Origin of the sequence: Mesorhizobium sp. M0830 (genome assembly GCF_040319965.1) — a bacterium.
Lineage (GTDB): Bacteria > Pseudomonadota > Alphaproteobacteria > Rhizobiales > Rhizobiaceae > Mesorhizobium.
The window spans coordinates 1-22,041 of sequence record NZ_JAMYOR010000007.1 but is presented as its reverse complement, the minus strand read 5'-3'; the positions used below and the strand labels follow the sequence as shown (position 1 = coordinate 22,041).

General features: G+C 64.2%; 16 protein-coding genes. 13 read left to right on the top strand and 3 right to left on the bottom strand.

Annotation, left to right across the window (positions count from 1 at the left end):
* The first annotated feature begins 22 nt into the window (after positions 1–22).
* A complete protein-coding gene (gene coaA, locus NKI20_RS06530; protein ID WP_023761128.1) occupies positions 23–982 on the top strand; it encodes a type I pantothenate kinase in 960 nt (319 codons plus the stop codon).
* On the opposite strand, the gene NKI20_RS06525 is transcribed toward coaA, so the two are convergent.
* From NKI20_RS06525 to NKI20_RS06515, 3 genes are all read right to left on the bottom strand, one after another.
* Entirely contained in the window at positions 969–1,613 is a 645-nt protein-coding gene (locus NKI20_RS06525; RefSeq protein WP_023761129.1) for an alpha-ketoglutarate-dependent dioxygenase AlkB family protein, read from the bottom strand. The genes coaA and NKI20_RS06525 overlap by 14 nt on opposite strands.
* A 141-nt stretch (positions 1,614–1,754) precedes the next feature.
* The gene (gene arfB / locus NKI20_RS06520; protein ID WP_352729312.1) at positions 1,755–2,192 is read right to left on the bottom strand and encodes an alternative ribosome rescue aminoacyl-tRNA hydrolase ArfB; all 438 of its coding nucleotides are present in this window, start codon (positions 2,190–2,192) and stop codon (positions 1,755–1,757) included.
* 85 nt (positions 2,193–2,277) lie between these two features.
* Positions 2,278–3,888, bottom strand: coding sequence for a phosphoenolpyruvate carboxykinase (locus tag NKI20_RS06515; RefSeq protein WP_352829223.1), 1,611 nt, complete (start codon positions 3,886–3,888; stop codon positions 2,278–2,280).
* 342 nt (positions 3,889–4,230) lie between these two features.
* Here NKI20_RS06515 and NKI20_RS06510 point away from each other — a divergent pair, with 342 nt between their 5' ends.
* The 12 genes from NKI20_RS06510 (at position 4,231) to trxA (ending at position 21,907) form a co-directional block, all read left to right on the top strand.
* Complete coding sequence (locus NKI20_RS06510; protein ID WP_013528337.1) at positions 4,231–4,932, top strand: response regulator transcription factor; 702 nt, start codon at positions 4,231–4,233, stop codon at positions 4,930–4,932.
* 80 nt (positions 4,933–5,012) lie between these two features.
* Positions 5,013–6,797, top strand: a complete 1,785-nt coding sequence (locus tag NKI20_RS06505; protein WP_352829221.1) for a sensor histidine kinase — start codon at positions 5,013–5,015, stop codon at positions 6,795–6,797.
* Between the two features lie 149 nt (positions 6,798–6,946).
* A complete protein-coding gene (locus tag NKI20_RS06500; RefSeq protein ID WP_023761133.1) occupies positions 6,947–7,411 on the top strand; it encodes an HPr kinase/phosphorylase in 465 nt (154 codons plus the stop codon).
* A 164-nt stretch (positions 7,412–7,575) separates the two neighbouring features.
* Positions 7,576–7,977 (top strand): PTS sugar transporter subunit IIA, encoded by a 402-nt coding sequence (locus tag NKI20_RS06495; protein WP_023761135.1) that lies wholly within the window; start codon positions 7,576–7,578, stop codon positions 7,975–7,977.
* Positions 7,974–8,285, top strand: coding sequence for an HPr family phosphocarrier protein (locus NKI20_RS06490; protein WP_352829218.1), 312 nt, complete (start codon positions 7,974–7,976; stop codon positions 8,283–8,285). The genes NKI20_RS06495 and NKI20_RS06490 overlap by 4 nt, the downstream gene beginning before the upstream one ends.
* Positions 8,286–8,461: 176 nt before the next feature.
* A complete protein-coding gene (gene ahcY, locus NKI20_RS06485) occupies positions 8,462–9,862 on the top strand; it encodes an adenosylhomocysteinase (protein ID WP_352729304.1) in 1,401 nt (466 codons plus the stop codon).
* A gap of 200 nt (positions 9,863–10,062) precedes the next feature.
* A complete protein-coding gene (locus NKI20_RS06480; protein ID WP_352829215.1) occupies positions 10,063–12,618 on the top strand; it encodes a sensor histidine kinase in 2,556 nt (851 codons plus the stop codon).
* Positions 12,619–12,626: 8 nt separating this feature from the next.
* Positions 12,627–14,138 (top strand): tRNA (adenosine(37)-N6)-threonylcarbamoyltransferase complex ATPase subunit type 1 TsaE, encoded by a 1,512-nt coding sequence (tsaE, locus tag NKI20_RS06475; protein WP_352829213.1) that lies wholly within the window; start codon positions 12,627–12,629, stop codon positions 14,136–14,138.
* Positions 14,135–14,863, top strand: a complete 729-nt coding sequence (locus NKI20_RS06470) for a nucleotidyltransferase family protein (RefSeq protein ID WP_352829211.1) — start codon at positions 14,135–14,137, stop codon at positions 14,861–14,863. The genes tsaE and NKI20_RS06470 overlap by 4 nt, the downstream gene beginning before the upstream one ends.
* Complete coding sequence (gene addB / locus NKI20_RS06465) at positions 14,860–17,994, top strand: double-strand break repair protein AddB (RefSeq protein WP_352829209.1); 3,135 nt, start codon at positions 14,860–14,862, stop codon at positions 17,992–17,994. The genes NKI20_RS06470 and addB overlap by 4 nt, the downstream gene beginning before the upstream one ends.
* On the top strand, positions 17,991–21,509 hold the full coding sequence (gene addA, locus NKI20_RS06460; RefSeq protein WP_352829208.1) for a double-strand break repair helicase AddA: 3,519 nt from the start codon (positions 17,991–17,993) through the stop codon (positions 21,507–21,509). Before addB ends, addA begins: the two co-directional genes overlap by 4 nt.
* Before the next feature lie 74 nt (positions 21,510–21,583).
* Positions 21,584–21,907, top strand: a complete 324-nt coding sequence (gene trxA, locus NKI20_RS06455) for a thioredoxin (RefSeq protein WP_352603141.1) — start codon at positions 21,584–21,586, stop codon at positions 21,905–21,907.
* Positions 21,908–22,041: the final 134 nt, after the last annotated feature.

Below are 22,041 nucleotides of genomic sequence, written 5' to 3'. Positions count from 1 at the left end.
CGCGAGGAAGGCAGGTATCTCGATGGATCAGCTCGCGCCAACCGAGAAATATTCCCCCTTTCGCTTCTTCTCCGCCGAGCAATGGTCGCAATTCCGCGCCGACACGCCATTGACGCTAAGCGCGGACGAATTCCGCCGCCTGCGCTCGCTCAACGACCCGATCGACCTCGAAGAGGTCAAGCGCATCTATCTGTCGTTGTCGCGGCTTTTGTCCGCGCATGTCGAGGCGAGCCAGCTGCTGTTCAGGCAACGCCAGGCCTTTTTCAACGCGGTGGACATCGTCAAGACGCCTTTTATCATCGGCATTGCCGGTTCCGTCGCGGTCGGCAAATCGACCACGGCGCGCGTGTTGAAGGAGCTGTTGGCGCGTTGGCCGTCGAGCCCCAAGGTCGACCTTATCACCACCGACGGCTTCCTGCTTCCCAACGAGGTCCTGCGCCGCGAGAACCTGATGGAACGCAAGGGATTTCCGGACAGCTACGATGTCGGCGCGCTGCTGCGCTTCCTCTCGGGGATCAAGTCGGCGCTGCCCGATGTCCGCGCGCCGGTCTATTCGCATCTGACCTATGACGTCATTCCCGGCGAGTTCGTCACCATCGATCGGCCTGACATCCTGATCTTCGAAGGCATCAATGTCCTGCAGCCCGGCAAGCTGCCGCAGGACGGCAAGATCGTGCCCTTCCTGTCGGATTTCTTCGACTTCGCCATCTATATCGATGCCGACGAGAAGCTGATCCACAATTGGTACATCTCCCGCTTCATGCGGCTGCGTGAGACCGCTTTCCGCAACCCGGAGTCCTTCTTTCACCGCTATTCGCAGCTCTCGGAGGGTTCGGCGCGCGCCATCGCCGAAGGTCTGTGGACCAACATCAACCTGAAGAACCTGCGCGAGAACATCCTGCCGACGCGGGCCCGCGCCGACCTCATCCTGCGCAAGGGCGCCGACCACCGGGTCGAGGAAGTGGCACTCAGGAAGCTGTGACGGCCGGCTTCGTCACCCGTCGCAGCGTCAGATTGATACGGCCGCCATTTTTCAGCAGCGCCGAAGTCGAGGGATAGATCCGGTCGACGCCGTGGAAGCACAGGCGGCCTTCGCCGCCGAGCACCACGACATCGCCGCTTTTCAGTCGAAACGACTTTGTGCCGCCCTCGCGCGTCGCCCCCTCGCGCGTCACTTGGCCAACCCTGAACAGGCAATCGTCGCCGAGCGAGACGGAAACCACCGGCGCCGAAAAATCGGCCTCGTCGCGGTCCTGGTGCAGGCCCATCTTTGCCTCTGGCGTGTAGAAATTGACCAGGCACGCTTCCGGCGGATGCGGATAGCCCGAGACCTGCCGCCACAGCTCGAGCAGGCTATTCGGGATTGGCGGCCATGGCGCTCCGGTCACCGGATGCGTCGGCTGGTAGCGGTAGCCTTGCTCCTTGTCGGTAACCCAGCCGAGCGGGCCGCAATTGGTCATGCGCACGCTCATCTCCTTGCCGGTGCGCGGCATCGCCGGCACGAACAGCGGCGCCTGCTGCACGATGCTTCTCACCTCATCGACCAGCGCTTCCTGCACGCTGCGTGACAGGTAAGCCGGCATGTGGCGGACGCCTTTGGGCAGGACGAGCATAGGCTTGGTCGCTAGATCCGTTCGTCAAAAGTCAAGCATGCCATCGCCAAATGAAAACGGCGACCCGAAAGTCGCCGCTCATGTCATTTGCGGTTCGAAATTGGAAGTTGTTTTGTGTGCTCGCCATTGGGTGTGTAGTGCTTAATCGTTCTCCACCCGGCCGCGCAGTTTCTTGATCGTGCCGCGTCCGGCCTTGCTCTTCAGCCGCCGCTCCACCGCACCCTTCGACGGCCGCGTCTTCTTGCGCGGCGGCGGCGGCGGTTCGGCGGCCTTGGCCACCAGCGCCGTGAGCCGTGCCCGTGCGTCCGCCCGGTTCTGTTCCTGGGTGCGGAAGCGGCCTGCCTCGATGACGATGACGCCGTCCTTGGTGGCACGCTGGCCGGCAAGCTTGATCGTGCGCTCGCGCACGCGCTCCGACAGGCCCGTTGCGTTGGCCGCATCGAAGCGCAGCTGCACCGCCGTCGCCACCTTGTTGACGTTCTGGCCGCCCGGACCGGACGAACGGATGAAGTCCTCGTGCAGGTCGCCCGGGTAGATCACCGCTTCGTCGGCAATGATGATGTTGTCGTCGCTCGCCATGCCGCAGTCATGGCGCGGCGGATCAAAAAAGAAAAGGCCCGATCGAGACCGGGCCCTTCAACGACGGCTTAGCCCGATGGCGTGATTACTCCGCCGCTTCCTGCATGTGCGGCGCGGCGCCCAGCACCACGGCGTCGACATGGCGTTCGAATTTCTCGAAGTTGACGGCGAACATGCCGACCAGTCTTGCCGCCTGCAGGTCATAGCCGGCCTTGTCAGCCCAGGTCGAGCGCGGGTCGAGAATGGCGCTGTCGACGCCGCGAACCGCCACCGGCACCTCGAAACCGAAATGAGGGTCGGTGCGGAACTCGGCCGTCTTCAGCGAGCCGTCGAGTGCGGCGGCAAGCAAGGCCCGCGTCGCCTTGATCGGCATGCGCTTGCCGGTACCGTAGGCGCCGCCGGTCCAGCCGGTGTTGACCAGCCAGCAATCGGCGCCATGGCGGGCGATCAGCTCGCGCAGCAGGTTGCCGTATTCCGACGGATGGCGCGGCATGAACGGCGCGCCGAAACAGGTGGAAAACGTCGCTTCGGGCTCGGTCACGCCCTTTTCGGTGCCGGCCACCTTGGCGGTGTAACCGGAGAGGAAATGATACATCGCCTGCGCCGGGCTCAGCCGCGCGATCGGCGGCATCACGCCGAAGGCGTCGGCGGTCAGCATGATGATGTTGTTGGGATGGTTGGCGCGTCCCGTCTTGCTGGCATTGGGGATGAAGTCCAGCGGATAGGCGCAGCGCGTGTTTTCGGTGAGCCTCCCATCGTTGAAATCCGGCACGCCATCGACATCGAGCACGACATTTTCCAGTACGGTGCCGAAGCGCTGCGTGGTGGCAAATATTTCCGGCTCGGCTTCCGACGACAGCTTGATCGTCTTGGCGTAGCAGCCGCCTTCGAAATTGAAGATGCCATGCGGCCCCCAGCCATGCTCGTCGTCGCCGATCAGCGTGCGCGAGGGATCGGCCGAGAGCGTCGTCTTGCCGGTGCCCGACAGGCCGAAGAAGATGGCTGCATCGCCGGCCGCGCCCTCATTGGCAGAGCAATGCATCGGCATCACGCCTTTCGCCGGCAGCAGATAGTTGAGCATGGTGAACACCGACTTCTTCATCTCGCCGGCATAGGAGGTGCCGCCGATCAGCACGATCTTGCGCGTGAGGTCGACGGCGATCACCGTTTCGGTACGGCTGCCGTGGCGGGCTGGATCGGCACGGAAGGACGGCAGGTCGATGATGGTCATGTCCGGTACGAAATGCTCGAGCTCGGCGGCATTCGGCCGGATGAGCAGATTGCGGATGAACAGCGAGTGCCATGCAAACTCGGTGATGACCCTGGTGGGCAGCTTCAGCTCTTCATCGGCGCCGCCAACCAGATCCTGGACGTAAATATCCTTGTCGGCGGCGTGCGCCTGGAAATCGGCAAGCAACGCGTCGAACTGGGCCGGCGAGATCGCCTTGTTGTTGTCCCACCAGATGTGCGGCTCGGTGGCGCCGTCGCGGACGACGAATTTATCCTTGGGCGAGCGGCCGGTGTGCTGGCCGGTCTCGGCGAGCAGCGCGCCGTGCGCGGTCAGCCTGGCTTCGCCGCGTCGGATCGATTCCTCATAAAGGGCTGCCGCACCGAAATTATAGCGCACCACGCCGGTGGTTTTCAGGCCGATATGATCGATAGCGCAGGCAGGATTGCGTTTGCCGACTTCCGACATGGGTGTCCCTTCTTGGATTGCCGCATCTTTGCCGGCGTGTTTCCGACAAGCCCGCACCGCGGACTGAAATGCTCAGAAACAGAAAAGGCGAATGATATCAAATCATTAATCGATTTAAAAATTTTGAAAGTTGTTTAAATCGTTTATATGTGCAAAAAGTTCGGCGGTTGCCCAAAGGATTGGCGATGTACGTTCGTCCAATCCATATCGAGGTAGGATTGTGGCCGCCGGCATGCCGCGCGTGACAGCGGGCAAGGCCTATGCCACATTTTGTACCTAATTTGTCCTGCAAAAGCCCCTTCTCTACGAAAGAAGGGACAGCTCATGAGGGAGCCGCTTGAAATGGCAACAATCGCGCTTGTCGATGACGACCGCAACATTCTGACATCGGTGTCGATCGCCCTCGAATCCGAGGGGTATCGCGTCGAGACCTACACGGATGGTGCGTCAGCGCTGGAGGGATTGGCGGCACGCCCGCCTAACCTTGCCATCCTCGACATCAAGATGCCGCGCATGGACGGCATGGAACTGCTGCGCCGGATGCGCCAGAAGTCCGACCTCCCGGTGATCTTCCTGACCTCAAAGGACGACGAAATCGATGAATTGTTCGGCCTCAAGATGGGCGCCGACGATTTCATCCGCAAACCGTTCTCGCAGCGTCTGCTGGTCGAGCGGGTGCGCGCCGTGCTGCGCCGTGCCAGTGCCCGCGAGGCCGCCGCCAAGACACCCAGCCAGCAGGCCCGCTCGCTCGAACGCGGTCAGCTCGTCATGGACCAGGAGCGCCATACCTGCACCTGGAAGGGCGAGCCGGTGACGCTCACCGTCACCGAGTTCCTGATCCTGCATTCGCTGGCGCAGCGTCCCGGTGTCGTAAAAAGCCGTGATGCGCTGATGGATTCGGCCTATGATGAACAGGTCTATGTCGACGACCGCACCATCGACAGCCACATCAAGCGGCTGCGCAAGAAATTCAAGGCCGTCGACGACGACTTCGAGATGATCGAGACCCTTTACGGAGTCGGATACCGGTTCCGCGAGGCGTGAGTGCATGTCGCCCAAAAGTGGTGCCGGTTTTGGGATGACGACATGCATCTAAGTAGAGACTAGGCGGGAGCTGCTATTCGATGGCAGTCGAGGCACAGCGAAGCAGACCGGCGGGCGCCTCGAGGCGGCCGTCGCGGATCATGCCGTCCTTCGTGTCGAAGATCACGGTGCCGATGCGCCGCTTCCTCGGCCATCATATCTTTTCCAGCCTGACGCGGCGTATCCTTTTCCTCAATCTTGCCGGCCTTGCCGTCCTGGTGACCGGCATCCTCTATCTCAACACCTTCCGCGACGGGCTGATCGACGCCCGCGTCGAAAGCCTGATGACGCAGGGCGAGATCATCGCCGGCGCGATCGCGGCGTCGGCGACGGTCGAGACGGATTCGATCAGCATCGACCCGGAAAAGCTGCTTGAGCTGCAGGCCGGCGAAAGCCTTGGACCAGGCTCCGACCAGCTCGATAATCTCGACTTCCCGATCAACCCGGAACGTGTCGCGCCGGTGCTGAGAAGGCTGATCTCGCCGACCCGGACCCGCGCCCGCATCTATGACCGCGACGCCAACCTGCTGCTCGATTCACGCCATCTCTATTCGCGCGGCCAAATCCTGCGCTACGACCTGCCGCCGGTCGAAGAGGAACAGCCCGATCTGCTCGAGCGCATCCAGAAATTCGTCTTCGACTTCTTCCGCAACACCGAGCTGCCGGTCTATCACGAGCAGCCGGGCGGCAATGGCGCCGCCTTCCCGGAAGTGGTCAAGGCGCTCACCGGCAGCCCATCTACCATCGTGCGCATCTCGGAGCAGGGTGAGCAGATCGTTTCCGTGGCGGTGCCCATCCAGCGCTTCCGCGCCGTTCTCGGCGTTCTGATGCTGTCGACCGAAGGCGGCGATATCGACAAGATCGTCGCCGCAGAGCGCAAGGCGATCCTGCGCGTCTTCGGCATCGCGGCCTTGGTCACCGCCATCCTGTCGATGCTGCTCGCCTCCACCATAGCCAATCCGCTGCGCCGGCTGTCGGCGGCGGCGGTGCGGGTGCGGCGCGGCGTCAAGAGCCGTGAGGAAATCCCCGACTTTTCCGACCGCCAGGACGAGATCGGCAATCTGTCGATCGCGATACGCGACATGACCAACGCACTCTACGCCCGCATCGAGGCGATCGAAAGCTTTGCGGCCGACGTGTCGCATGAATTGAAGAACCCGCTGACGTCGCTGCGCAGCGCGGTGGAAACCTTGCCGCTGGCCAAGAACGACGATTCGCGCGGCCGGCTGATGGACGTGATCCAGCACGATGTCAGGCGGCTGGACCGCCTCATCACCGATATTTCCGATGCCTCCCGTCTTGACGCGGAGCTCGCACGCGAAGATGCCGGGACCGTCGACTTGAAGAAATTCATCACCGATCTCGTTGTCGTTTCGCGTGAAGCCACGCGCAACAAGAAGGCGGTCGAGATCGAGTTCAAGGTCGCCAAACTGCCGCAGGGCGTCAAAGGCTATTTCGTCGTCGGCCATGACCTGCGCATCGGCCAGGTCATCACCAACCTGATCGAGAACGCCCGCTCCTTCGTTCCCGAGGACCATGGCCACATCGGCCTGTCGCTGGCGCGCGCCGGCAAGTTCAACATCATCACGATCGACGACAATGGTCCCGGCATCCGGGCCGACAACATCGACCGCATCTTCGAACGCTTCTACACCGACCGGCCGGCCGGCGAGGCGTTCGGCCAGAATTCAGGCCTTGGCCTGTCGATATCCAGGCAGATCGTCGAGGCCCATGGCGGCACCTTGACCGCCGAGAACATCCCCGGCACCAAACCCGGCGAGATCAAGGGCGCGCGCTTCGTCGTGACGCTGCCGGCCGAAGCATGATCCCGAAAAGTGGAAACCGGTTTTCTCGGACGAACGGTTCCGTTCGTCCAGAGATCATGCTTGATCCAACAGGCATGATCCCGAAAAGTGGAAACCGGTTTTCGGACAAGATCATCATGCTTCATCCAAAAACATGATCGTGCAAGATCGTGCCTGATCCAGTTGCACAGCCTGAAAACATTCACGGAACCGCGATCCTGATCGGCGAGCGCGGCGTCCTTATCACCGGGCCGTCCGGCGCCGGTAAGACGACGTTGGCGCTGACACTCCTGGACCATTGCCGCGCGCGCGGACTGTTCTCGCGGCTGATCGGCGACGACAGGCTGCTTGCCGCAGCCCGCGCCGGGCGGCTGGTCTGTCGCGTGCCGGCGACCATCGCCGGTCTCGCCGAAGTGCCTGGGTTCTTGCCGCGCCCGCTGCCGTTCGAGCCGGGCGGAGTGATCGACCTGCATGTGAGGCTGGTGCCAAAGGCAGAGATGGCCCGTTTCCAGGAGGAGGAAATCAGCGAGCCTGTCGCAGGCTGCCCGGTGCCGCGTATCGACCTTGCCGAGCGTAACGCCGCCACGGCACTGCCCGCCGTGATGGCGCGGCTGTCGATCGCGCCTTTTCTATGATCCGCCCCGGCTTTTTTGCTGCAATGCGTCAAAATGGCATGGACCTGCGCAATTTTGGGCTTGTCAACGGGCCGTGCGTCGACAAGATAGCGCTCCCGCCGCCTGGAATGGCTGGCGAGCATAAAATGCGCCTGTGAAGCGGCGATGACGGGAGCCACCAAAGAATGATCGGACTCGTGCTTGTAACGCACGGTCAACTGGCCGCCGAGTTTCGACATGCCGTGGAACATGTCGTCGGGCCACAAGACAATTTCGAAACCGTGGCGATCGGCGCCGATGACGATATGGAGCAGCGTCGCCGCGATATCGTCGACGCTGTTGCCCGTGTCGACACAGGGGCGGGGGTCATCGTGCTGACCGACATGTTCGGCGGCACGCCCTCCAACCTTGCCATCTCGGTGATGGAGTCCGGCCGCACCGAAGTGATCGCCGGCATGAACCTGCCGATGCTGATCAAGCTCTCCTCGATCCGCAAGGGCGACAATATGGCCGCCGCGCTCGACGAGGCGCAGGCGGCCGGCCGCAAATACATCAATGTCGCCAGTCAGCTTCTGAGCAGCAAATGAACGCGCTGTCCCCGGAAAAAGATCAGATCACCAAAGATACCATCACGAGGGACTTCCCCATCATCAACCAGCGCGGCCTGCACGCCCGCGCCTCGGCGAAATTCGTCCAGCTGGCCAGCGGTTTCGACGCCTCGGTGCATGTCGAGAAGGACGGCGTCCAGGTCGGCGGCACCTCGATCATGGGCCTGATGATGCTGGCGGCAAGCCCCGGCTACTCGATCCGCGTCACCGCCAGCGGGCCGCAGGCGCGGCAGGTCATCGACGCTCTGGAGCAGCTGGTGGCGTCCCGCTTCGGCGAGGAAAGCTGATCCGCCACACCGCGCACGCATGTCCGAGAGACATGCACGAATAAAGATTTCTTTATATCCCATTGTCGTCCCGGTGCCGATCTGCTAGTCAACCCGGCAATTCGCGCCCTTCAACGCGCCTGCCGGCGTGGGCGCATCCGCAACCAATTCGCAGCACAAAACTTCGGAGCACTGCCATGACGGGTAGCAAGGACTATGTGGTCGCCGACATCTCGCTTGCCGGCTGGGGCCGCAAGGAAATCGAGATCGCCGAGACCGAGATGCCGGGCCTGATGGCCAGCCGCGAGGAATTCGGCGACAAGCAGCCGCTCAAGGGCGCGCGCATCACCGGCTCGCTGCACATGACCATCCAGACCGCAGTGCTGATCGAGACGCTGAAGGCGCTCGGCGCCGATATCCGCTGGGCCTCCTGCAACATCTTCTCGACCCAGGATCACGCGGCCGCGGCCATCGCCGAGGCCGGTATCCCGGTGTTTGCCGTCAAGGGCGAGTCGCTCGAGCAGTACTGGGACTACACCGACAAGATTTTCCAGTGGGCCGACGGCGGCCTCTCCAACATGATCCTCGATGATGGCGGCGACGCCACCATGTACATCCTGATCGGCGCCCGCGCCGAGGCCGGCGAGGACGTATTGTCCAACCCGCAGAGCGAGGAAGAGGAATATTTCTACGCGCAGGTCAAGAAGCGCCTGAAGGCGTCGCCCGGCTTCTTCACCAAGCAGAAGGCGGCGATCCGCGGCGTCACCGAAGAGACGACGACCGGCGTCAACCGGCTTTACCAGCTGCAGAAGAAGGGCCTGCTGCCCTTTCCCGCCATCAACGTTAACGACTCGGTCACCAAGTCGAAATTCGACAACAAATACGGCTGCAAGGAATCGCTCGTCGACGGCATCCGTCGCGGCACCGACACGATGATGGCCGGCAAGGTCGCCGTCGTCTGCGGCTACGGCGACGTCGGCAAGGGCTCGTCGGCCTCGCTCAAGGGCGCCGGCGCCCGTGTCAAGGTCACCGAGGTCGATCCGATCTGCGCCCTGCAGGCGGCGATGGATGGTTTTGAAGTCGTCACGCTGGAAGACGCGGCACCCACCGCCGACATCGTCATCACCACCACCGGCAACAAGGATGTCGTCACCCTCGACCACATGCGCTCGATGAAGGACATGGTGATCGTCGGCAACATCGGTCACTTCGACAACGAGATCCAGGTGGCCGCGCTGCGCAACCTGAAATGGACCAACGTCAAGCCGCAGGTGGACATGATCACCTTCCCGGACGGCAAGCGGATGATCCTTCTGTCCGAAGGCCGCCTGCTCAATCTCGGTAACGCCACTGGCCACCCGAGCTTTGTCATGTCGGCATCCTTCACCAACCAGGTGCTGGCCCAGATCGAGCTGTACACCAAGCCCGGCCAGTACGAGAACCAGGTCTATGTCCTGCCCAAGCATCTCGATGAAAAGGTCGCGCGCCTGCATCTCGACAAGCTTGGCGCCCGCCTCACCGAATTGTCCGGTGAGCAGGCGGCCTATATCGGCGTCACGCCGCAGGGTCCGTTCAAGCCGGAACACTACCGCTATTAACCAAATCTAAAATTGCTACCAGATATTGAGGCCGGGCGATTGACTTTTCGCCCGGCTTTATTTTTTGCGCGCAATCGCCTTCACGACGATTCGGCGAGGGTTTATTGTCAGCTGATTCGCGACGCTTCCAGCCCGAGAGGGGTTCAAGAGAGGTGTGCATCAGGGCGGTCTTGCATTCAGGCGGCGGAGAGGACCAAGACATGCCGGGGCAACACCCGCACAGAGCGGGACGGGCCGTTTCCGGCGGCCATGACGATTCGAGGATCACTGGCTCCGCCTTGCAAAGCGGGGGCCTGTCCTGGCGCGTCCGTGCGTCGATCTTCCTTGCCACCTCCGTGCTTGCCGGCCCTTTGGCAGGTGCTGTCGCGCATGCCGAGACCGCTGGTTCCGCCGTCGCCGGATTGTCGATGAGCGCCGTCGAGGTGATGCAGCTTGCCGTGTTTGTCGGGGTGACGGGCGCTGCCCTTCTCTCGGCCATCGTTCTCATCCGCGAAAGAGCCCGCACCTCGGCGGAAAATGTCGAGCTCAGGAGCCGCCTCGCCGACATCAACGCGGCGCTCCGCCGCTCGGAGGCGCTGCTCAATCTGCGCGACCAGCGCGTGGTCGTCTGGGCCGCGGAGAACAAGAAGCCCGAACTCATCGGCACATTGCCCGTCGAAACCGGCGCTCCGGAGGACCGGGCCGCTTTCCTCGCTTTCGGCCGCTGGCTGATGCCGCGTTCGGCGGCAGCACTTGAACATGCCGTTGCGGGATTGCGCGAAAAGGCCAAACCCTTCGACCTCGTCATCGAATCGCAGGCCGGCGCTCCGCTCGAAGTGCATGGCCGCAAGAGCGCGGCGCATGTGCTCGTGCGTTTTATCTCGCTTTCGGAGACGCAGCGCAGCCAGGCCAGGCTGAAGATCGAGAACCAGCGGCTGGCCGCCGACCATGATACGATGATCGGCCTGCTCGACGCGCTGAACATGCCGGCCTGGCTTCGCAGCGCGGATGGGCGGCTGAAGTGGGTCAACCGGGCCTATGCCGATGCGGTCGAATCCGAAAATGCCGAAACCGCGGTTCGGGAGGCAAAGGAGTTCCTCGGCGGCCAGGCACGCGATGCGATTGCAGCCCAGCACAAGACACATCCGGTCTTCGAACAGTCGCTTTCCACCGTGATCGAAGGTGATCGCCGTGTGTTTGCAGTCACCGATTTCGCCGGCAGCGATGGCTCGGCCGGGCTTGCTTGCGACACCAGCGCCATCGAGACGGTTCGCGGCGAATACGAGCGGACCGTCAGGAGCCACGCCGACACGCTCGATCAGCTCAATACGGCGGTCGCCATTTTCGACACCGACGAGAAGCTGCGGTTCTTCAATCAGGCCTTTCAGAAGCTATGGGGCCTCGACAGTGGTTTCCTGCACAGCGCTCCCGACAATGCGCTGCTGCTCGACCGGCTGCGCAGCGAGGGCAAGATCGCCGAGCAACCGGAATGGCGCCGCTGGAAGGAAGGTCTGCTCGGCGCCTATCGTGCCGTGGAATCGCAGGAGCATTGGTGGCATCTGCCGGACGGCAAGACCATCCGCGTCGTTGCCAACCCGCAGCCCAAGGGTGGCGTGACCTGGGTGTTCGAGAACCTGACCGAGAAGATGGACCTCGAAAGCCGCTACCAGACAGCGGTGCGGGTCCAGGGCGAGACGCTCGACAATCTTGCCGAAGGCGTGGCGGTGTTCGGCCCCGACGGCAGGCTTCGGCTGTCGAATCCCGCCTTTGCCACACTCTGGGGTTTGAGCGGCGAAGCGGCCAAGCCAAATGTCCACGTCTCCACGATCCGCGACCTTTGCGACCGGCGGGCGGCGGACAGTCCCTGGCCAGGCTTCGTCGCCGCCATCACCGGCTTCGACGACGAGCGCCGCGACCGCCACGGCCAGGCCGAACTCAACAACGGCAATGTGCTGAGCTACGCCATGATCCCGTTACCCAACGGGCAGGTGATGATGACCTTCGTCGACGTTACCGACAGCGTTCATGTCGAAAGGGCGCTGAAGGACAAGAACGAGGCGCTGCAGAAATCCGACCAGCTCAAGAACGAATTCGTCCAGCACGTCTCCTATGAACTGCGCTCACCGCTGACCAACATCATCGGCTTCACTGAACTGCTGTCGCAGCCCACGACCGGTCCGCTGACGCAGAAACAGCGCGAATACGTCGAGCATGTCAGCTCGTCGTCCTCGGTGCTGCTCACCATCGTCAACGACATCCTCGATCTGGCGACGGTGGACGCCGGCATCATGCAGCTCGACATTTCCGAGGTGCACGTCGATCGCACCATTGCGGCCGCGGCCGAACTGGTCGCCGACCGGCTGGAAGAGCATTCGATCAGGCTTGAGGTCGACGCCACCGCTGCGCCGAAGACGTTCCACGGCGACGAAATCCGCGTCCGCCAGATCCTCTACAATCTGCTTAGCAACGCCGCCAACTACGCGCCGGAAGCCAGCACCATCCGGCTCACTTGCCGCAATCTGGCGGACGGGGTGGAATTCTCGGTTCATGACGACGGTCCCGGCATGCCGCCGGACCTGCTCGATTCGGTGTTTCGCCGCTTCGAGCCGCGCGCCAATGGCGGCCGCCGGCGCGGTGCCGGTCTCGGCCTGTCGATCGTCAAGAGCTTTGTCGAGCTGCATGGCGGCAGCGTTCGCATCGAAACCGGCAAGGACAAGGGCACGACCGTCATCTGCACCTTTCCCGATATGCCGGGCATCCGTGCCGCGGCCGAGTAGCACGCTCGATGACGGGATTGGTGCTGGAGCGTTTGCTCGCCGACGAGACACAGACAGCACGGCTGGGCGAAGATCTTGCCCTGTCGCTGCGCCCGGGTGATGTGCTTGCCCTCAAGGGCGATCTCGGCGCCGGCAAGTCGACGTTGGCGCGGGCCTTGATCAGGACCTTGGCCGACGATGCCGGTCTCGATGTTCCGAGCCCGACCTTCACGCTGGTGCAGAGCTACGACACGCGCATCCCGGTCCATCATTTCGATCTCTACCGCCTGTCCTCGGCGGCCGAGATCGATGAGCTCGGCTTCGACGAAGCCCTGTCCCAAGGCGCCGCTTTGGTCGAATGGCCGGAACGTGCGGAAGACTATCTGCCGAAAACCGCGGTCCTGATCGAACTCGTCCAGCATGGCGACGGCCGGTTGGCGAGATTGTCGGGGCAGGGCGCTGCCTTCGATCGGGCGGCACGATCGCTGGCCATGCGCGACTTTCTCGTGAACGCCGGCTGGGGGCAAGCGCAGCGCCGCCATTTTATTGGCGATGCTTCGGCCCGCTCCTACGAAATCGTTTCGCTGCCGGACCGGAAGCCGCGAGTGCTGATGAACTCGCCCCGGCTGGTGCTCGGCCCACCTGTGCGCGACGGCAGAGCCTATGCCGAGATCGCTCATACCGCCCAGTCGGTCTCCGCCTTCGTCGCCATCGACCGCGCCTTGAGGGCCGGCGGCGTCAGCGTTCCGGAAATCCATGCCGAGGACCAGGAGCAGGGATTCCTGCTGCTCGAACATCTTGGTTCTGAAGCATTTCTCGGCAGCGATGGCCAGCCAGTGGCCGAGCGCTGCGCGGCGGCGGCCGAGCTGCTGGCCATGATGCATGGCAGGGCCTGGCCGCAGCGCCTGGAAACAGGGCACAGCGGCTTCCACGACGTGCCGCCTTTCGACCGTGATGCCATGATGATCGAAGTCGATCTGCTGGTCGATTGGTACGTGCCGGCGCTATCGGGCAGCCCGGCAAGCGACAGCTTGCGCGCCGGCTACCACAGGGAGTGGAATGCGCTTCTCGATCGTCTGCACGGCCGCGAAGTCACGCTGATGCTGCGCGACTTCCATTCGCCCAACATCATCTGGCGCGGCGATCGTTTCGGGCATGACCGGCTGGGCATTGTCGATTTCCAGGATGCGCTGATCGGCCCGTCCGCCTATGACGTCGCCTCGCTCGCCATGGACGCGCGCGTCACGATGTCGCCCGAGATCGAGAGAGAGACGCTCGATGCCTATATCGCGGCGCGCCACGCAGCCGGCGCTTTCGACGAAGCAAGTTTCCTGGAATCCTACGCCATCATGGCGGCGCAGCGGAACTCCAAGATCCTCGGCATCTTCGTCCGGCTCGAAAAGCGCGACGGCAAGCCCTATTATCTAAAACATCTGCCGCGCATTCGCGATTATCTGCGCCGGGCCTTGTCTCATCCGGCGCTGGCAAGCATGCGCGATTTCTACAACGCCAACGGTTTGCTGGAGGAGCGAGCGCTGTGACAGCAAAACCGGACACTGCCATCGTACTTGCCGCCGGGCTCGGCAAACGCATGCGGCCGATCACCGACACCATTCCCAAGCCGCTGGTCAGGATCGCCGGCAAGACGCTGCTCGACTGGAGCCTCGACAGCCTGGCCGCCGCCGGTGTCGGCAAGGCCGTGGTCAACGTCCATTATTTTCCCGAACAGATCGTCGCCCATGTCGCCACGCGCCACGCGCCACAGGTCGTCATTTCCGATGAGAGCGAAAGACTTCTCGATTCCGCCGGCGGCATCGTCAAGGCGTTGCCGGAATTGGGTGAGCAGCCCTTCTACATCCTCAACGCCGACACCTTCTGGATCGACGACGGTCCCCTCAATCTCGATCGCCTCGCCCTTGCATGGGACGCGGCGAAAATGGATATTCTGCTGATGCTGGCGGATCTCCATCAGGCGACCGGACACTGCGGCAGCACCGATTTCCTGGTGGCGCCGGATGGTGCCTTGCGGCGCTCGAAAGGCGATCCGGCGGGCCTGATCTATGCTGGGGCGGCGATCGTCCATCCGCGCCTGTTCGGGCAAGCAGCGGCCGGGCCGCACTCGCTCAACGCCTATTTCGATTCGAGCATCGCCGCCGGGCGGCTGTTCGGCATGCCGATGCACGGCCAGTGGATCACCGTCGGCACGCCCGATGCCATTCCGCTTGCCGAAGCGGCGGTCGCCGGCGCGCTAATCGAGTCGCAATGAGCGGCTCAAGCCGCGTTTTCTCGATCCCGCCCGGAGCGCCGTTTCTACCGACGCTTGCCGAAGCGCTGCTTGCCGGCCGCCTTGTTCCTGGCTTTCGCTTCGACGGCGACCCGCTCGCTCTGGCCGATGTCACCATCTATGTGCCGACGCGCCGGGCAGCGCGCGCGCTGCGGGGTGTCTTCGTCGACAGCCTGGCGGCACGCGGTGGCGGCGGTTCGGCGATCCTGCCGGTCATCCGGCCACTCGGCGAGTTCGACGAGGATGAGGCCGCGTTCGAGACCGAGGCAGCGGCGGCGATCCATCTCGCGCCGCCGATAGCCGCGACTGAGCGCCTGTTGCTGCTGACGCCACTGGTGCGCGCCTGGAAACGCCGGCTGCCGGCGCATGTCGCCGCTCTTTTCGCCGAGGAGATACTCATCCCGGCTTCCACCGCCGATGCGATCTGGCTGGCGCGCGATCTGGCAAGGCTGATGGACGAGATCGAGACCGAAGGCACGGACTGGGCCAAGCTCACCGACCTGGTGAGTGGCAACCTTGCCGGATGGTGGCAGGTGACGCTCGAATTCCTAGGCATCGTCACCGACGCCTGGCCGAAATTCCTTGCCGAGAGCGATCGCTCCAATCCGGCCGCGCATCGCAGCGCGCTGATCCGCGCCGAGGCGGCGCGGCTGCAGGGCAATCCGCCCGCTGGACCGGTCATCGCCGCGGGCTCGACCGGCTCCATTCCGGCCACCGCCGAACTGCTTGCGGCGATTGCCCGCTTGCCCGGCGGCGCCATCGTGCTGCCCGGTCTTGACCGCACGCTGGACGAAGCATCCTTTCAGGCAATTGCAGCGCCTGGCGCCCGTCCGGCCGTGCTTGGCCATCCGCAATACGGTCTGGCCAGGCTGATCGGCAAGATCGGAGTGTTGCGCGGCGATGTCGAGGAGATCGACGCGGCCGAGCCACGGCTCGCGCTTCGCGCCGCCCTTGTCGGCGAAGCCCTGCGGCCGGCCGAGACCACCGAATTGTGGGCCGAGACGCGCAATGGCTTTTCGGCGTCCGATATCGCCGGGGCATTCGCCGGCGTGACCTTGCTCGAAGCAGCCAGCGAACGCGATGAAGCCGTGGCCATTGCCGTCGCGCTCAAGCGCGCGGTCGAAGTATCAGGCCAAAAGGCCGCTCTCGTCACCGGCGACCGTGCGCTGGCGCGGCGCGTTTCGGTCGAGCTCCAGCGCTTCGGAGTTGTTGCCGACGATTCCGGTGGCACACCGCTCGCCAACACCCCGGCGGCCAGCCTGCTCAGGCTGGCGCTCGAGGCGGTGTTCCGGCCAGGCGATCCCGTCGCACTGCTGTCGCTGCTCAAGCATCCGCTGCTTGGCCTTGGCCTCGAACGGGCTGATGTGCGCGGTGCGGCGGAGCTGGTCGAACTGGTGGCGCTGCGCGGCGGCACCGGCCGCCCCGACATCGTTTCGCTTCCGGAATTGTTCGAGGCTCGCCTCACCGGCCTCGGCAGCGGGAGCCGGCCACCCTTCTGGTTGTCGCGGCTGACCGTGCGTTCCATCGAAAGCGCACGGAATTTGCTCGACCGCCTCACACAAGCGCTCGCGCCACTTGCTGCTTTCCGGAGCCAGGATAACGCCGAACTTGCCGCATTGGTCACAGCCAGCGCCGTCGCCCTCGAAAATCTCGGGCGCACCGCAGATGGGGGCCTTGCCGAACTCTATGCCGGTGACGCCGGCGAAAAGCTTGCCGAACTGCTGCGCGGACTGATCGCGGCTTCCGCGCCCTTGTCGTTCGCGGCGAACGAATGGCCCGACGTGATGGCGGCGCTGGTCGCGCCTGAAACGGTAAAACCGGCGCAAGGCACCGACAGGAACATCGCCATCTGGGGCGCGCTGGAAGCACGCTTGCAGACTGTCGACACGCTGGTCATCGGCGGGCTCAACGAGGGCGTATGGCCGCGCAAGCCCGAGAGCGACCGCTTCATGTCGCGGCTGATGAAGACCGGCATCGATCTCGAACCGCCGGAACGGCGCATCGGCCTTGCCGCGCATGATTTCCAGATGGCCATGGGCGCGAAGAAGGTGCTGCTGGCCCGCTCGGCGCGTGCCGGCGATGCACCGGCGGTGCCGTCGCGCTGGTTGCAGCGCCTGCTCACCTTCATCGGCAACGACCAGGCGGCAGCGCTGCGCCGCCGTGGTGACGAACTGCTCACCTGGGCGCGCGCGCTCGACTCCGGTCCAAGACAGGATTTCGCGCCGCGGCCGCAGCCGAGGCCGCCCTTGTCAGTGCGCCCTGGCCATTTCTCGGTCACCGAGATCGAGACACTGCGCCGTGATCCCTATGCCGTCTACGCAAGACGAATCCTCGGCCTGGTGCCGCTCGATCCGGTCATCCGCGACCCCGGTGCGGCCGAGCGCGGCACGCTGTTCCATGCCATCCTGCACCTGTTCGCGGCACGCGTCGCCGATCCACGTGCTCCCGATGCGCTCGCCGGCCTCATATCAGCCGGCCGTGCCTGTTTTGCCGATGCAGCCCTTCCAGCCGATGTCGAAGCGGTGTGGTGGCCGCGTTTCGAAAAGCTTGCCGCCAACATCATCGAGTGGGAGCGCACGCGCGCCGGCGCGGTGATCCGGCGGCATGCCGAGGAGCGCGCCGGAAAGACCGTCGTTGGCCAGTCCGGCGTGACGCTGTCCGGCTATGCCGACCGTGTCGACCTGCTGGCTGGCGGCATGGCCGACATATTGGACTACAAGACCGGCTCCTCGCCGTCCAAGGCGCAGGCGCACACGCTGCTGGCGCCGCAACTGGCGCTGGAGGGCGCTCTGCTCAGGCGCGGCGCCTTCAAGGATTTGGGCGCGCGTGAACCGTCGCAACTGGCCTTCATCAGGTTGAAGCCGAATGGCGAGGTGTTCGAGGAATCGATCCTCGAACACAACCGCCAACCGCGCACCGCAGCCGATCTTGCCGAAGAGGCCTGGGCGCGGCTGGAAAAGCTGTTGATCCACTATGCCGACCCGGCGACCGGTTACCTGTCGCGCGCGCTGCCGTTTCGCGAGGGCGAGACCGATGGCGATTACGACCATCTTGCCCGCGTGCTGGAATGGTCGGCCGGCGGCGACGCCGGTGACGAGGGAGGGGAGGCATGAAAAAGGCCTATCCCATCCCGAGCGACACCGCGACCAGCCAGGCCCGCGCCGCCGACCCTCAGAATTCCGCCTGGGTGTCGGCGAACGCCGGCTCCGGCAAGACCCATGTGTTGGCCCAGCGCGTCATCCGGCTGCTGCTGCGCGGCACCGATCCGTCGAAGATACTGTGCCTGACCTACACGCGCGCCGCCGCCGCCAACATGTCGAACCGGGTGTTCTCGACACTGTCGGAATGGACCACACTCGGTGACGCGGACCTGGCGGCAAAGGTCGAGGCGCTGGAAGGCCGGCGGCCGGATCCAGAGACCATGCGCCGGGCGCGGCGCCTTTTCGCCGAGGCGCTGGAAACGCCCGGCGGCCTGAAGATCCAGACCATTCACGCCTTCTGCGAATCCGTGCTGCACCAGTTCCCTCTGGAGGCCAACATCCCGGCCCATTTCGAGATGCTCGATGGCCAGATGGAGGCTTCGCTGTTTGCCGCGGCGCGCCGCGACATGATTTCCGGCACTGCCGCCGGCGACAGGGATCTGGCCGAGGCCTTTGCCACCATCCTCGATCGTGGCGGTGAGGCCGGGCTCGATGCCTTGCTAGGCGAGATCGTGCGCAAGCGCGACGGCTTGCGCGATTTCATCGACGCAGTCGGGCGCGACGGCACGCGCTTCCAGGCATTGTTCGACGAATTCCATTTCCGCCGCGGTCAGACCGCCGAAGGAATAGCGGCATCGGTCTGGCCGTTGCCGGGCTTCCTGCCCGATTATTTTGCCGGCTTTGCCCAGGCCGCCGATGCCGCCGATGCCAGGACGGTGCTGAACAACATCCTGCCCTATGCGCGCCAGGCGTTCGCCGAGAGCGATCCCATTCGCCGCCTGCAATTGCTCGCAAGAGCCTTCCTCAAGACCGATGGCGACGCCTACGACCCGGCAAACGCCTTCAAGAAGGCGCTGGTCGACCGACTGCCGGATCTGGCGGAGCGCTATCTCTCAGCAGCCAGCACGATCGTTGAAACCGTCGATCGGCTGGCCCTGTTCCGGATGCTGGAAGGCACGGTTGCCGCGCTGACCATCGCCGACTGGCTGATCGCCCGCTATGAAGTGCTGAAGCGCAGCCGCGGCTTTCTCGATTTCAACGACCTGATCACCCGCACCGTCAATCTTCTGGCGCGGCCCGATGCCGGCCCCTGGGTGCAATACAAGCTCGACCAGGGAATCGACCACATCCTGCTCGACGAGGCGCAGGATACCAGCCCGGATCAATGGGAGGTTGTGAAGCGGCTGGCGGAAGAGTTCTTTGCCGGCTTCGGCGCCCGCGACAAGGTCCAACGCACCGTCTTCGCAGTCGGTGACGAGAAGCAGTCGATTTATTCGTTCCAGGGTGCGGCGCCGGATTCCTTCGCCGACAGCCGGCTGTTGTTTGCCGGCAGGGTGCGCGACGCCGAGGCGTCCTTCGCCGATCTGAAGCTGACCTGGTCATTCCGCTCGACCGACGATGTTCTGGCCGCCGTTGACCGCGTCTTCGCCGATCCCCTCGTGCGGCGCGGCATCAGCCACGATCCCGATCCGCTGAGCCACAAGGCGATCCGCACCGATGCGCCGGGATATGTCGAGGTGTGGCCGTCGGTCGGCGCCGACGTCGTCGACGAGCCCGACGATTGGACGCAAGCCATCGACCATGCGCATGCACCGGCGGTTCGCGTGGCCGAGAACGTCGCCGCCACCATTGCGGGCTGGATCGGCACCAGTGAGATCATCGAAGGCCGCGGCAAGCGGCTGCGGCCTGGCGACGTGCTGGTGCTGGTGCGCAAGCGCGACCGCTTCGTCCATGCGCTGACTCGCGCCTTGAAACGCCGCGACATTCCGGTCGCCGGCGCCGACCGGCTGAGCTTGCCCGGTCATATAGCGGTCAAGGACCTGATCGCGCTCGGCCATTTCCTGATCCAGCCGCAAGACGACCTGTCGCTCGCCGCCGTGCTGCGCAGTCCGATCTTCGATTTGCCCGAGGAGGAATTGTTCACGCTCGCTGCGCAGAGGTCGGCTGGGTTGTCGTTGATCGCATCGCTGCGCCAGCTTGCCGGCGAAAGCGAGCGACTGACAAAGATCGTCGCGCAACTGGACATCTGGACAAATGAGGCCGCGTTCAAGCCGGTCTTCGAGTTCTATGCCGGGCTGCTGGCGCGCGATGGCGTGCGCAAAAAAATGATCGCGCGGCTCGGGCCTGAAGCCGGCGACATTCTCGACGAGTTCCTGAGTTTCTGCCTTGCCGAGGAGCGGACCGGCCTGCCTGGGTTGGAAGCCTTCCTGTCGACACTGGAAAACGCCGGTCCCGAGATCAAGCGCGAGATGGACCAGACCCGCGACGAGGTCCGGGTCATGACCGTACACGCAGCCAAGGGCCTGGAAGCGCCGGTGGTGTTCCTGGTCGATGGCGGCTCCGCCCCGTTCAGCGACCAGCATCTGCCGCGCCTGATGCCCTTTGATGGCTCCGGCGCCACCTGGGATGGCAAGGGCTATCTCTGGCGCTCGGCCAGCGACGTCGCCAACGGCTTTTCCAAAGCAGCGGCAGCGCGGGCACGAGAACTTGCCGACGACGAATACCGCCGGCTGCTCTATGTCGGCATGACCCGTGCCGAGGACCGGCTGATCGTCTGCGGCTATCACGGCAAGCGGGCGCCGAACGCCGGCACCTGGCACTCGATCGTCAGCCGCGCACTGGTCGGCGCTCCGGAGAGCCAGCAGCATCCGCATCCCGCCGGCGGCGAGCCGGCGCATCGTTTCCATGTCACGAAGCTGCCGCCGGTCGCACTGGTATCCAGCGAGCAGGCACGGCAGGCCGACGCTTTCGAGCCTTTGCCGTCGGGCCTGTTCCGGCCCTTGCCGCCGTTCGAGGACTTGCCGCGTCCCCTGTCGCCATCCGGCGCCGCGGCGCTGATCGACGAAGGCAAGGAAGCCGTGATCGACAAGGCGTCGCCGGTTATCGATGCCGATGCGGAGCCAGGTTTTGCCGTGCTGCGTGGGCTTGCCCTGCACAAGCTGCTGCAGATGCTGCCCGGTATTGCCGAGCCCGAACGCGCGGGAGCAGCGGAACGCTACCTCGCACGAACCGGCGCCGGCTGGCCTCCGTCAGAGCGGGAGAAAGCCTTGGCTTCGGTCACTTCGATCCTTGCGGATCCCCGCTTCAGTCAGCTGTTTGCGCCGTCGTCGCGTGCCGAAGTCGCGATCATGGGCAGCCTGGAGGTCAAGGGCAAAAAGCGCTCGATTTCCGGCAAGATCGACCGGCTGGCGGTGACGCCGGACGCGGTCTCGATCGTCGACTACAAGACCAACCGGCCGGCACCCGCCTCTCTGGCCGAGGTCCCGCCGGCCTATGTCCTGCAGCTGGCGCTCTATCGTGCCCTGCTGCAGCCGCTTTATCCCGGTCGCGCGGTCCAGGCGGCCTTGCTGTTCACCGAGGCGCCGCGGCTGATCGGGCTGCCGGCGAGCGCCATGGATGACGCCCTTGCTCGACTCACGGGAGCGTGACACAACACCTGCTTGAAGAAGGGCGCGATCACCACCACATTTGGTGCGACGAAAAATTTCGAAAGGATTTCCGCATGACCACCGTCAAGGTCGACAAGAGCAATTTCCAGGCCGATGTGCTTAACGCCAGCGTACCGGTCGTCGTCGATTTCTGGGCGGAATGGTGCGGTCCCTGCAAGATGATCGCGCCGGCGCTTGAGGATATCGCCAGCGAACTTGGCGCCAAGATTAAGATTGCCAAGCTGAACATCGACGAGAATCCCGAGCTTGCCGCGCAGTTCGGCGTGCGCTCGATCCCGACGCTGATGATCTTCAAGGGCGGCGAAGTGGCCGACATGAAGGTCGGCGCGGCGCCCAAGACCGCGCTGTCGCACTGGATCAATGGCAGCCTCGCCTGATCCATCTGAAATTCCTGATATCAAGCCCGGCCTCGCGCCGGGCTTTTTGTTGGTGCGCCAGGCATGGCGCGTAGCGCCGTGACTGGCGCTGCCTGGACCGCTGTGGTGGTGGTTCAGGCGACTTGGGGGTGGAA

Coding starts and splice junctions, on each gene's coding strand:
- NKI20_RS06510 (WP_013528337.1), top strand. CDS start 4,231: ATGGCAACAATCGCGCTTGTCGATGACGACCGCAACATTCTGACATCG.
- arfB (WP_352729312.1), bottom strand. CDS start 2,192: ATGGCGAGCGACGACAACATCATCATTGCCGACGAAGCGGTGATCTAC.
- tsaE (WP_352829213.1), top strand. CDS start 12,627: ATGACGGGATTGGTGCTGGAGCGTTTGCTCGCCGACGAGACACAGACA.
- ahcY (WP_352729304.1), top strand. CDS start 8,462: ATGACGGGTAGCAAGGACTATGTGGTCGCCGACATCTCGCTTGCCGGC.
- NKI20_RS06495 (WP_023761135.1), top strand. CDS start 7,576: ATGATCGGACTCGTGCTTGTAACGCACGGTCAACTGGCCGCCGAGTTT.
- NKI20_RS06480 (WP_352829215.1), top strand. CDS start 10,063: ATGCCGGGGCAACACCCGCACAGAGCGGGACGGGCCGTTTCCGGCGGC.
- addB (WP_352829209.1), top strand. CDS start 14,860: ATGAGCGGCTCAAGCCGCGTTTTCTCGATCCCGCCCGGAGCGCCGTTT.
- NKI20_RS06515 (WP_352829223.1), bottom strand. CDS start 3,888: ATGTCGGAAGTCGGCAAACGCAATCCTGCCTGCGCTATCGATCATATC.
- coaA (WP_023761128.1), top strand. CDS start 23: ATGGATCAGCTCGCGCCAACCGAGAAATATTCCCCCTTTCGCTTCTTC.
- NKI20_RS06525 (WP_023761129.1), bottom strand. CDS start 1,613: ATGCTCGTCCTGCCCAAAGGCGTCCGCCACATGCCGGCTTACCTGTCA.
- addA (WP_352829208.1), top strand. CDS start 17,991: ATGAAAAAGGCCTATCCCATCCCGAGCGACACCGCGACCAGCCAGGCC.
- NKI20_RS06490 (WP_352829218.1), top strand. CDS start 7,974: ATGAACGCGCTGTCCCCGGAAAAAGATCAGATCACCAAAGATACCATC.
- trxA (WP_352603141.1), top strand. CDS start 21,584: ATGACCACCGTCAAGGTCGACAAGAGCAATTTCCAGGCCGATGTGCTT.
- NKI20_RS06505 (WP_352829221.1), top strand. CDS start 5,013: ATGGCAGTCGAGGCACAGCGAAGCAGACCGGCGGGCGCCTCGAGGCGG.